At 31.1% G+C, this 12940-nt stretch carries 9 protein-coding genes; all 9 read right to left on the bottom strand.

The window, feature by feature from the left end:
* Positions 1–31: 31 nt before the first annotated feature.
* Positions 32–2035: an NAD-dependent DNA ligase LigA gene (gene ligA, locus ABDZ69_RS01945; protein WP_425544637.1), complete on the bottom strand. Its 2004-nt coding sequence runs from the start codon at positions 2033–2035 to the stop codon at positions 32–34.
* 18 nt (positions 2036–2053) lie between these two features.
* Positions 2054–4288, bottom strand: a complete 2235-nt coding sequence (gene pcrA, locus ABDZ69_RS01940; RefSeq protein WP_343765950.1) for a DNA helicase PcrA — start codon at positions 4286–4288, stop codon at positions 2054–2056.
* 341 nt (positions 4289–4629) lie between these two features.
* Positions 4630–5823, bottom strand: coding sequence for a M20 metallopeptidase family protein (locus ABDZ69_RS01935; RefSeq protein ID WP_343765947.1), 1194 nt, complete (start codon positions 5821–5823; stop codon positions 4630–4632).
* Between the two features lie 6 nt (positions 5824–5829).
* Positions 5830–7353, bottom strand: a complete 1524-nt coding sequence (locus ABDZ69_RS01930) for an AbgT family transporter (protein ID WP_343765944.1) — start codon at positions 7351–7353, stop codon at positions 5830–5832.
* 43 nt (positions 7354–7396) lie between these two features.
* Positions 7397–8719: a M20 family metallo-hydrolase gene (locus ABDZ69_RS01925; protein WP_343765942.1), complete on the bottom strand. Its 1323-nt coding sequence runs from the start codon at positions 8717–8719 to the stop codon at positions 7397–7399.
* Between the two features lie 181 nt (positions 8720–8900).
* Entirely contained in the window at positions 8901–9203 is a 303-nt protein-coding gene (locus ABDZ69_RS01920) for a YerC/YecD family TrpR-related protein (RefSeq protein ID WP_343765940.1), read from the bottom strand.
* A 306-nt stretch (positions 9204–9509) separates the two neighbouring features.
* Positions 9510–10229, bottom strand: coding sequence for a pseudouridine synthase (locus ABDZ69_RS01915; RefSeq protein WP_343765938.1), 720 nt, complete (start codon positions 10227–10229; stop codon positions 9510–9512).
* A gap of 21 nt (positions 10230–10250) precedes the next feature.
* Entirely contained in the window at positions 10251–10826 is a 576-nt protein-coding gene (locus ABDZ69_RS01910) for a lytic transglycosylase domain-containing protein (protein ID WP_343765936.1), read from the bottom strand.
* A gap of 16 nt (positions 10827–10842) precedes the next feature.
* The gene (locus ABDZ69_RS01905; RefSeq protein ID WP_343765932.1) at positions 10843–12846 is read right to left on the bottom strand and encodes a triple tyrosine motif-containing protein; all 2004 of its coding nucleotides are present in this window, start codon (positions 12844–12846) and stop codon (positions 10843–10845) included.
* Positions 12847–12940: the final 94 nt, after the last annotated feature.

Genomic DNA, 12940 nt, shown 5'->3' with positions numbered 1-12940 from the left:
TTCTACTCTCCAACTCCTTATCTATATAAAACTAATTTTTAATCATTTGGTTAAATTCTTCTTCATTTAATATTCTTATTCCTAATTCCTTAGCCTTATCATACTTAGAACCAGGTTCTTTTCCAACCAGCACATAGTGAGTTTTTTTACTAACACTCCCAGAAACCTTCGCCCCTAAGCTCTCTAGCTTTTCTTTTATTTCTACTCTTCCGTAATTTTCCAAGGAACCTGTTACAACTACAGTCTTATCTTTAAAAGGATTATCCCCCTCTACTTCTAAAGTGTCAGTCACTGGATTTATGCCAAGTTCTAATAATTCATTTAAACTATTAATTATTTTTTCCTGCTTAAAAAATTCTATTATACTTTCAGCTACTTTTTCTCCAATGTCTTTAATCATGGTGAGTTCTTCAATGGATGCATTTTTTATATTATCCAAAGTTTTAAAACTTTTTACTAAATCCTTTGCTGTTTTTTTTCCTACATTGGGTATTCCTAATGCATATATAAAGGAAGATAACTCCGGAGTTTTGCTTCCCTCTATGGCGTTTAAAATATTATTAGCCTTCTTTTCTCCGAACTTTTCTAAGGTTAGTAATTCTTCCTTCTTTACTCTATATAAATCTCCTATTGATTTAATATTTAGCTGTTCAAAAAATTGTTCTGCAGTTTTCTCACTAAATCCTTCTATATTCATAGCTTCCCTACTAGCAAAATGAACTATGCTCTTAACCATTTGAGGTTTACAAGATAATGTATTTTCACAAAATAAATGTACCCCCTCTTGAATTAATTCGCTATGACAATAAGGACATTTGCTAGGTGGTTCTATATCTTTTCCATTTTGAAGACTATCTTCTACTACTCCAATTATTTCTGGTATAACATCATTAGAACGTCTTATATATACCTCACTGCCTATTTTAACACCTTTCCTTTGTATGTCATCCATATTATTTAAAGTAGCTCTCTTTACCGTAGCTCCGGATAATTCCACAGGCTCTAAAAGAGCTGTTGGTGTCACTCTTCCACTTCTCCCTACATTCCATTCTACTTCTTGTAAAATAGTAGTAGCTTCTTCTGCCTCAAATTTGTATGCAATAGCCCATTTAGGAAACTTTATTGTATATCCTAATAGTTCTCTTGTTTTCATATGATCTATTGCTATAACAATGCCGTCTATATCATAATCTAGCTTACTTCTTATACTATTAATATACTCTATTTCCTCTTCGATCTCCTCTATAGAGCTACATCTTTTTATATAGTCATCCATAGGAAAACCCATTTCTTTTATGAATGCTAACATTTCAGTATAGGTCTCAAAAGGTTCTCCTTCACTATATTTTATATCATAAAAATAAGCAGATAAATTTCTCTTGGCTGTTTCTCTAAGATTTAAATTCCTTAAAGCACCAGCTGCTCCATTTCTAAGATTCTTCAAGGGAATCAATGCATTTTTATTATATTCTTCAAAAGCCCTCTTAGTCATTATGGCTTCTCCGTGAATTTCAAAAAGATAATTGTTTTTAATTCTTAAAGGCAATGATTTTATAGTTTTAACTTGCTCTGTAATATCTTCTCCAATTACTCCCGTTCCTCTAGTAGCAGCCTTTATTAAAATTCCACTTTCATCATAGGTACAATTTATACTAAGTCCATCGAACTTTTTTGTCAATATATATGTAGGCATGGGTAATTTATCTTCATTGATACTATTATACTGAAGGATGGCTTTTAAATTTCTATTATGCCACTCTCTTATAGCATTTATATTTTGTCCCTTATCTAAACTCCAAAGCCTTCCCCTATGCTGATATTTTTCAAATTGGGATAAAACCCTATCCCCTACCCTTTGCGTAGGAGAATAAGAAAGTATAATTCCTGTTTCTTTTTCTAATTTAACTAATTCATCATATTTTTTATCATACTCTTTATCAGATATAGATGGATTATCTAAAACATAATATTCATAAGCATATTTATTTAATTCTTCTACAAGCAATTCCATACTCGTTTTGTTTTTATCTTCAATACTCAAAAGACTTACCCCCTAAACCGCTTCTAAAGGTGCCACGCTAAGCATCAATATTTTTACTCCCATTTTGTCAAAGGCAACGGTAAGTTTTACATCTTCTCCGCTTTCTATTGCACTTATTACAGTTCCAATACCAAATTTCTCGTGTCTTACTTTTGACCCTGGCCTTACTTCCTTTGAGGTTAATTTGCTTTTTTCTTCCTCTTCTGCTTTAGTCTCTTTATTAATTTCCACTTTATTCAATATCACACTATTAGCAGAAGAATACTCATTATTTGTATATACGCTTCTTCTATTGTAATAGTCATTGTAACTATTCTTTTTCGGACTAATACTTTCCCTTAAATCCATAGCAATTTCATTGATAAATTCTGATTCTGCATAAGCTACTGTTCTTCCGAAAATATTTCTTCTCTCCGCAGAAGTCATATATAACTTTTCCTTTGCTCTTGTTATTCCAACATAACAAAGTCTTCTAGACTCCTCCATCTCTTCCTCATCCTCTAAAGATTGAGCACCTGGGAATATACCATTTTCCATTCCAGCCATAAATACAACTGGGAACTCTAGTCCCTTAGCACTATGAACTGTCATTAAAACCACCGCATCCGCATCCTCATCATATTTATCTATATCTGAAACTAAAGTAACTTGTTCTAAAAATGCTGAAAGACTTTTATCTTCAGAATTACCTTCAAAATGTACAGCAGCAGATACTAATTCTTTTAAATTTTCAATTCTGCTTATATCCTCAATATTATTTGATTTTTGAAGCTCATCTATGTATCCAGTACTTTGAAGTATTTCCTCAATTAATTTTGACACATTTATGTCATCTCTTTTTCTTATAAAACTATTTATTAAGCTTATAAATTTATTAATTGAAGCCACTGCCCTAGAGGATAACCCTATGTTATCCACATCTAGTAATACACTATACATACACTCTTCCATGGAATTTGAGAAGTCTTGAATCTTGTCCACGGTACTATCTCCAATTCCTCTTTTAGGAACATTAATTACTCTTTTTAAACTTACATCATCTAGAGGATTATTAATTAATTTTAAATATGAAAGTATATCTTTTATTTCTTTTCTGTCATAGAACTTAAGCCCACCAACTATTTTATAAGGTATGTTATTTCTCATAAAAGATTCTTCAAAAATACGAGACTGTGCATTAGTTCTATATAATATGGCAAAGTCTTTAAAACTTCTCTCTTCTTCCTTAGCTAGCTTTTTTATTTCTGAGGAAATAAATTGAACTTCTTCTAAATCCGAGTATCCTCTATATATTTTAATTTTTTCACCTTTTTCATTATTTGTTCTAAGAACTTTACTTTTTCTATTACTATTATTTTTTATAACCACATTAGCAGCATCTAAAATATTGCTAACGGATCTATAATTTTGTTCTAACTTAATTATCTTAGCATTTGGGTAATCTCTTTCAAATTCAAGTATATTTCTTATGTCCGCTCCTCTCCAAGCATAGATACATTGATCATCGTCACCCACAACGCATATATTTTTATGCTCTTCAGCAAGCAATCTAGCAAATTCATATTGAGACTTATTGGTATCCTGGTATTCATCTACCATAATATACTTAAATTTTCTTCTATAAAAATCTATAACATCTGGATTTTTCTTAAATAATGTTACCGTATTAAATATTAAATCATCAAAATCCATGGCATTATTGGATTTTAACTTCTTTTGGTACAAAGAGTATATTTCTCCTAATCTCTTTACTCTAAAATTGCTATATCCCATTTTAACTACTTCTTCTGTAGTAATTAAATTGTCTTTAAACTCTCCTATTTTATTTAAAGCTGTTTTCTCATCAATATCTTTATCGCTGATATTTAGTTCCTTTAAACATTCCTTCATTAAAGTTTTTTGGTCATAACTGTCATATATAGCAAAGTTTTTATTGTATCCTATTTTGTCCCCTTCTCTTCTAAGTATCCTTACACAACTTGAGTGAAAAGTGGTTATCCACATATTGTCAGTTTCACTTCCAACAATATTTTTAACTCTTTCTTTCATTTCACTTGCTGCTTTATTTGTAAAAGTAATAGCTAATATTTGTGAAGGGTATACCCCTAAATTTTTAATTAGATGGGCTATTCTATAAGTTAAAACTCTGGTTTTTCCTGATCCTGCTCCTGCAAGTATCAGTAATGGACCTTCTACAGTGCTGGCTGCTTCAAATTGCTCCTTATTTAATAATTTACTTAAATCCATTAAATTTTCACTCCCTGTTTCTAATAACTTAAACTAGTTTATATTATAACATTTAAACACCTATTTAATCATCTTTTAATTTATTTTAACTAAATGTTAAGAAGATGTTCTGTTTAAGATTAAAATAAAAGTATGGAATTTGCATTCCCTAAAACCTTCGCTACGCAAAGAAAGTCTACTATTTCTTTTGTTTAAAATACCTAAGCCTTATAAACTCGCTTTGCTCGGACATATAAGGCTTTTTACGGTATTTTAAAGTCAGAAATAAAGACTTTCTAATGCTTAATCAATGTTTTTCATAATGCAAATTCCATACTATAAAAGTTAATATTAAAACATTTTTATTTTAATAAATCTAAAGCTGTATTACACAATGCTTCTATACCTATTTTTATTGCCCTTTCATCTCCAGTAAAGGTAGGATTATGAACTACGCAACAGTCTTCATTTAATTCTGATTTACATCCTAACCACATGAATGTGCAGGGTACATGTTTATTAAAGAATGAAAAGTCTTCTGCTCCTGTGGCAGGATTTAATGGTATAATTATATTTTCTTCCCCAAAAGTTTTCTTTAAAGATTCTGTGACCTGTTCTGTTAGAGTTTCATCATTATATGTTAACGGGTATCCATAGACATATTGAAATTCATAACCACACCCTAAGGCTTCACAAACATTTTTAACAACGGTTTCAATTCTACCTGGCATAATAGCAGCTACGTGAGGAGCAAAGGTTCTAACAGTTCCCTCTAAATTCACCTCATCCGGTATTACATTGTATCTATATCCACCTTGTATAACCCCTAAAGTTACAACTCCACTATCAAGTGGGCTTATATTTCTACTTACTATGGTTTGCAATGCAGTTATAACATGAGCTGCTCCTACAATAGCATCTGTCCCCTGATGTGGAGCTGATCCATGGGCACTTTTTCCTTTTACTTTAATGAATATTCTATCCGATTGAGCCATCATAGCCCCAGGCTTTAAAGCTAATTTACCTAAAGGTATGTCCCACACATGAAGGGCGAGAGCTGCATCTACCTTAGGATTCTCCAAAACTCCGTCTTCAATCATATAATTTGCTCCACCTGTAGGGTTACACTCCTCTGCAGGTTGAAATACAAATTTAATATTCCCCTTAATTTCCTCCCTCATATTGGATAACACCTTAGCTGCTCCTAAAAGTATAGCTGTATGAAAGTCATGTCCACAGGCATGCATAATATTTTTGTTTAAGGATTTATAGGGTAAGTTAGTTTGCTCTTCAATAGGAAGAGCATCCATATCAGCTCTAAGCATGATGGTTTTTCCTTCTTTGTCTCCTTCTAAAAGAGCAACAACCCCTGTTTTTCCTACTCTTGTTTGGATTTTAAGCTCTAACCCTTGAAGATTATCATAAATAACCTCAGCAGTTCTATTCTCTTCCATTCCAAGCTCTGGATTAGCATGTATATCTCTTCTTATATCTATAACTTTCTCTAAGTTTTCTTCAATTAATTTATTAATAATTTCTTTAGTCAAATAACACACCTCACTTTATCTTATAGGGGCTCCTGGTCCTAATGGTAATCCAATCATATACCAAATAACAGCAAATATTATCCAAGTAATTAGTAGAATTATACTGTATGGTATCATTAAAGATAATACCGTTCCCACTCCTGATTCCTCATCATATTCATAAAATAATCCTAAAATTATTGGGAAATAAGGGAATAATGGAGAAATAATATTAGTGGTGGAGTCTCCTATTCTATAGAGCATTTGAGTTAATGCTGGATTATAGTCTAATAAATAAAACATCGGAACAAATATTGGCGCTAGTAATGACCATTTTGCTGAACCACTTCCAATAAATAAATTTACAAAAGCTACAAATAAAATAAATAGTATAAATAGTGGTATTCCTGTTAAATTAGCCGCCTTTAAACCATTAGCTCCATTTACAGCTATAGCATATCCTAAGTTACTCCAGTTAAAGTATGCTATAAATTGACCAATAACAAATACAAGAACTATATATGATGCCATGTCTTTTATAGCTATGGACATGTATTTAGGTACATCTGCCATAGTTTTAATTTTTCCAACTTCCTTACCATAAACATAGGATACTAGTATAAATAGGAATAGTAATAATGGTATTATTGAATTTAGGAAAGGAGATGGTACTAAAGTATGAGTCTTTGGATCTCTTAAAAAGCTAGTTTTTGGAATTAATATTGCAATTAAGCCTAATACATATATTAGTGCAGCAATTCCTGCTTTTCTTAACCCCTTCTTTTCTTCCGCTTTTACAGGTTCATGAGTAACTTGTTTTTTTCCTTTATAAACACCTAATCTTGGTTCTATTATTCTTTCTGATATTAATGTACCTATTACTGCTAATATTATGGTAGATGCAGCCATAAAGTACCAGTTACTTACTGGAGTTATGGAACCACCCTTATTGACAATTTGTAGAGACTCTGTAGTAATACCTGCAAGTAAAGCATCTGTTCCAGCTACTATTAAGTTTGCGCTGAATCCTGCTGTAGTAGAAGCATATCCTATGGCAATACCAGCCAATGGATGCCTACCCACAGAAACAAATATAACTGCTGCAATGGCTGGAATAACAACTATAGCAGCATCTGAAGCTATATTTCCACATATACCAATTAACATGATCATAAACGTAAGCACTTTAGGTGATGCACCAAGAATGGTTTCTTTCATGAAAGTTGTCATAAATCCAACCTGTTCTGCCATACCTATACCAAGAGTCATGGTTAGAACTAATCCTAGAGGCGCAAACCCTGTAAAATTTTTAATCATATTTTCTAGCATATATCTTATGCCTTCTCCCGATAGTAAGTTTTTAACTGCAACAACTTTTCCATCTACGGGATTCTTAACGGAAACTCCCATTTTAGCACAAATAAAGGAAGCTATCCACACTATAACTATTAGCCATAAAAATAATATAAATGGATGAGGTATTTTATTACCTACCCTTTCTACCCAACCTAAAAAACCCCCAGCTTTTTTCTGATTAACTATTTTTTTCTCTGTATTCACAAACATACCCCCTATCTTTAATTTTTATAATTAAGGTTCAATCTTAAACTTTTTCCTCCCTTCTATTTAATTCAAAAGCAGTACTTGCATAAACCTTTGCAGCTATCTTTAGTGCCCCTTCATCAAAGTCAAAGGAGCTATTGTGATGATCTGCAGCAAGAGTTGTGCCAAATATTACATATACTGCCTTACCACCATTTTGTTGAACCTTATTCATCATATAAGTCACATCTTCAGAACCACCAAGCTTAGCCTGTTCTACTATGCTCTTTATATCATCTAAATCCCTTCCTACTTTTTCAATTATTTTAGATAATTCTGTATCACTATTTGCACTTTCAGCTCCACCAACAATTTTAATTTCACATTCTAAATCATACATAATTGCTGATGCCTTTATAATTTCTATTGCTCTTTCTGTTATATAATTATTAATATTATTATTTTCTCCTCTAGTTTCTATTTTCATCTCTGCAAGCTCAGGAATTACATTTCTTCCTGTACCTCCATTTAGAACTCCTACATTAATTCTTCCTATGCCCTCTTTATGTTGACAAAGGGTATGAAGATTTAAAGTAGCCGTTGCTGCACCTAATAATGCATTCTTGCCCTTCTCTGGTGATGCTCCTGCATGGGAACTTCTTCCTTTAAAAGTTACATCCATTTTAGTTGTGGAGAAAAACCCTCCCGTATTGCATACTATTTCTCCTACAGTATTAGATGAAAATCCTAAGTGACCACTAATTAAGTAATCTACATCATCTAATATATGGCTATAAGCCATAGCTTTTGCTCCTCTTGTACCTTCTTCCGCTGGTTGAAATATTAAAATAATTTTCCCATTTAATTTCTCTTCGAACTTTTTAAATACCTTTGACAAAGCAAGTCCAATTGAAGCATGTCCATCATGACCACAAGTGTGCATAGCTCCCTTATTAACGGATACAAATCCTTCTTTAAAGGGTCTATGCTCTAAAGAGTTACTTTCTACTCCATCATTAGAGTCAATATCAAATCTAAAAGCTATAGTTTTTCCTTGTCGTCCAGTATCTAATATTCCAACTACCCCTGTATATCCATCTTCCATTTTTTCTATATATTCTTTAATCCCTCCCTGAGATAAAGCTCTTGACCTATGTGCTTTTAACTCTTCTTTAGTAGGTAACCCCATCATATATTCTTTATTGAAAATGTCCTCTCCTAGTTTAATTTCATAACCTAAGTCATCTAAGTATTTGGCTATTTTTGATGCAGTCCTAAATTCAGTCCACCCTGATTCAGCATATTTATGTAAATCTCTTCTTATTTCTATAATTTCATTTTCTAATTCATCAATATAATTAGTTAATTTTAAATTATCTCCCATATATCTTCCTCCCATATTCCACTTATTATCAATATAATACCATATTTTAGTAATTATTCTACATTAATGAATTTTATCCTTTTTATTTTTATAATTTTTAGTAAATTTTTAATTTTCAAAAACATATAAAACCAAAAGAACTGACTTAATGTTAATTAAATCAGTTCTTTTAATAATATATTTATTTATTTTCTTCTAACCTTGATAATACAATTTCATATCCATCACTACCATAGTTTAAACATCTATTAACTCTGCTAATAGTAGCAGTACTAGCCCCTGTTGTTACAGATATATCTTGATAAGTCCTTTTATCTTTTAACATTTTTGCTACTTGCATCCTTTGACTTAATGCTTGAATTTCATTTATAGTGCAAAGGTCATCAAAAAATCTATAGCACTCTTCTATGGTCTGTAATTTTAATATAGCCTCACATAAAAAATCGATTTCATTGCTTTGAATTTTAGACTTATATCCACTCACAACATTCAGCTCCTTGCAAATTAATAATACTAATTAAATTTTAACATTAATATAGAAATATATCTACATCTATAAACTGAATTTTTTGCATTTCAAAATAATTCTCACAAAAAAGGCAAAACAACCCATTGGGGCATGGGTTGTTCAATAAATAAAAGGGGGCTATTCATTCCTTTATTTATTCTTGCAACCTTATTATATATAATTTATGGCTTATTTTCAAGATGTATTGCAAGAAAAAATATTAATATTTTATTAACATGCGTGAAATAATTCATTTTTCGTTAACTTCAAAAAAATGGTTCCTTATTCAAACTTATTCAATATATCAAATTCTTCTTCTGTAAGCTCTCTGTAAGCGCCCTCTTCTAAGGTCTTATCTAGCTCTAAGTTTCCAAATTTAATTCTCTTTAAATAAACTACTTTTTTATCTAAGGATTCAAACATTCTTTTAACTTGATGATATTTTCCTTCCTGTATTGTAACATATACTTCAGAACCATGAATATTTGCATGTTTTATTTCAAGTTTTCCTGGCATGCATTTATATCCGTCATCTAATACTATGCCCTCTTCGAATGCTTTTATATCTTCTTCTCCCACTTCCTTATCTATTTCTGCATAATAAATTTTATTTACATTCCATTTAGGAGAGATTAATTTATGATTTAATTCACCATCATTAGTTAATAAAAGTAGTCCCACTGTATCCTTATCTAATCTTCCCACTGGAAATGGGTCAAAGGCTTGATGCTCTGGCCAAAGTAGGTCTATAACAGTTTCTTCCCTATTGTCATACGTAGCAGAAATAACACCAGGTGGTTTATTCATCATTAAATAAATATACTTCCTGTACTTTATTTCTTCTCCGTCTACCTTTATTATAGATGAATTAGGATCTAAGTTCATTCCAGGGTCCTTTGCTAAAACACCATCTACTTCTACTGCTCCCCTTTTCACCAAAACTTTAACTTCTTTCCTTGTACCATGTCCTAAATTAGCTAGTATTTTATCTAGTCTTTCCATTTGTTACCTCCAAAGTAATTTTTACTTCCCGTAGTACTTCATAACCTTTTGTACATAATCCCTAGTTTCATAAGGTAATCTGTCAATTTGATTAGGATCTTTTACTCCTCTATTTTGCAATGTTCCTGGCCCTGCATTATAAGCCGCTAGCGCCATTTCTTTTCTGTTTCCATAAAGGTCTAAAAGCTCTCTTAAGTATTTTGTACCACCATTTATATTTTCCTCAATATCATAAGGGTTATTCACCCCTAAGTAATCTGCTGTTCCTGGCATTAATTGCATAAGTCCCATCGCTCCTGCATGAGAGGTTGCATTAGGGTCAAAAGAAGATTCTTGCTTTATTACTGCCAAAATTAGATCTTCATCTATAGAAAATTTTTCAGAAGCCTTTTTAACTATATCTTCAATACTTCCATTACTCTTCTTTTCTTCCTTTATATAATTTATTAAACTTTTATCTTCTCCCATCATGGCATTTGTTAAACTTTCCATAACTAATGAAAAAGCAGGAGAGTCTCCTATGCTTTTTTGTAAAACTTCTTTCATTAACTGCAACTGAAGAAACTGTTCTACCTTTTTTGAATCATTAATATTCATTTCATCACCAACCTATCTAAACTACTTCAAACTCAAACATATCATAATCTTCATAGGAGCATTTATTATAATTGCTTTTACATAATGCCAGTAATTTAAAGTTTCCTTGAATAAAAGGTACTAAACTGTAGTTGTTTTGCTTGCTGTAGCTTTGAACCTTTATCCACTCTTCATTATCCATCATATAAAATTCATATAATACATCTTTACCACCGCTGTTGTCTACAGAGAATATTACAGGTTCATTTACCTTTATTTTTCTTCTATCACATTTTATTTTTGTTCCTGTAATCGGTAGAGCATCTCTAACCTCAATTTTAATATCTTTTTTATTATCAAAAATTTCTTTGCTTTTTGTATTTTTAGCATATATATGTAATAAGTATACCCCACTGCACTTAGGAAGGAAACTATATTTTTTGTTAAAGGTGTAATCACTTTCTTCCACCTTATGCCCGTTAATTTTTAGCACATACTTTACTAAAGTATCCTTATTACTGGTAGTTACCACATCAAATACTATATTATCTCCACATAAAAAATAATCTTTAGAGGGATATAATATATACTGTATAGATGCTGGGAAATATTCAAAAGCATTTAAATAAATAATTTGGTGACTATCATATTCTCTTTTTGAGTATTTATCCTTTACTCTAATTTGAAGTTCATATTTTCCTTCTTCAGCGGGGGCAAATCTTGCCCAATTACTACTACCGTAATCAATAATAGACTTTATAATATTGTCTTTTTTTAAAATAAAGCTATATCTTAAATTCATTCCCCCAAAAGCTCTTACTTTAGCCACTAAGCTTTCTCCAATAATAATATTATTTCCCTTATCTAATATAACTTCTTCTATATATACATTATCCTTACTCTTCTCGTCAATAATAAAATTAATCTCTTCTTTAGCTTCATAGTTACTATTATAAGAACTATCCTTAACCCAAAGAGTAATCTTATAGTCCCCTGCCATTTTAGGTGTCCAAACATAGCTGTCTTCCCTTATAAATCCTGAGTCTTCACCATAGTTACCATCAATTATGTACCTATAAACTAAATCCTTTCCTCCTGAAACAACAGCTTTAAATAATATTTCAGTATCGCAGATTTGAGGTGATATTTTATCTGTAGTAAAACTTTTTATTTCTATACCTTTATATTTTTTTACCTTATAATTAATTGCTGCCACATCATCATATTCCTTTTGAGAATACATATCCTTTACATAACATAAAAGCTTGTACTCTCCACTTTCCTTTTCTTCAAAACTCACCATTCTTCTGTTAGAATAATCTTGCATGCACAGGTTTGAGCCATCAGGATTAAGTTTTACAAATTTATAAAGAATTGTTCTGTTATCCGAGGAATTTACCTCTACTTGGAATATTAGTTCCTTCTCTACTAATAATTCCTTTGTTAAACACTTGAAATTTTTTATATCTACCTTTTCTAATGGAAATACTTCAAATTCTATCTTAGCAAAATCATCATAATTATTACTTGAATTAGCCTCTTTACATTCAACTAATATTTCATTTATCCCAGGAGTTTTAGCCGTAAACACCATGACATTCTCTGGAGAATAATCCTTTATCAAATTCCAGCTATATTCTTCTCTAATCCAATATCTATACATTAAAGAATCCTTATTAGAGTTAACTTTAACCCTAATTTTTTCTCCCACCTTAACGGTTTTTTTATCAATGTTAAAGTTAGCTATTAAATTCCCTTCAGCTTTTCCAATAATATAATCATTTCTTATAACGTAATCAAATAATTTATTACTATCCTTTTTCTTAGCTTGTACCATTATGGTGTATTTTCCATCTTCCTTTGGCGTCCAGCTTGTCCAATTTTCTTCATTAAAATCTTTTATAATATCCCATACTCCGTTAGCCCCTACAAAAAATTTATATAGCATTTCTTCTTTTATATTATTTTCCACAGTTATTTTTATTTCTTTTCCCTTTTCTTGAGGACTATTAAAACTAAATAAAATATTTATTTCATCCATGTAATCAACTCCCCACCACAATTTCCCTATTATATATTATACTATGTATCCATATATTGTCATAGGTCTTTGTTTACATTTAGTAATATCTTTA

The organism is Clostridium malenominatum (assembly GCF_039521365.1).
Lineage (GTDB): Bacteria > Bacillota > Clostridia > Clostridiales > Clostridiaceae > Clostridium_AW > Clostridium_AW malenominatum.
Note: the sequence above shows the minus strand (reverse complement) of the source record. Positions and strands in the feature narration are given on the sequence as shown.

Excerpts from the sequence above, each read along its gene's own strand:
- ABDZ69_RS01925 (WP_343765942.1), bottom strand. The coding sequence starts at position 8,719 with ATGGGAGATAATTTAAAATTAACTAATTATATTGATGAATTAGAAAAT.
- ABDZ69_RS01905 (WP_343765932.1), bottom strand. The coding sequence starts at position 12,846 with ATGGATGAAATAAATATTTTATTTAGTTTTAATAGTCCTCAAGAAAAG.
- ABDZ69_RS01910 (WP_343765936.1), bottom strand. The coding sequence starts at position 10,826 with ATGAATATTAATGATTCAAAAAAGGTAGAACAGTTTCTTCAGTTGCAG.
- pcrA (WP_343765950.1), bottom strand. The coding sequence starts at position 4,288 with ATGGATTTAAGTAAATTATTAAATAAGGAGCAATTTGAAGCAGCCAGC.
- ABDZ69_RS01915 (WP_343765938.1), bottom strand. The coding sequence starts at position 10,229 with ATGGAAAGACTAGATAAAATACTAGCTAATTTAGGACATGGTACAAGG.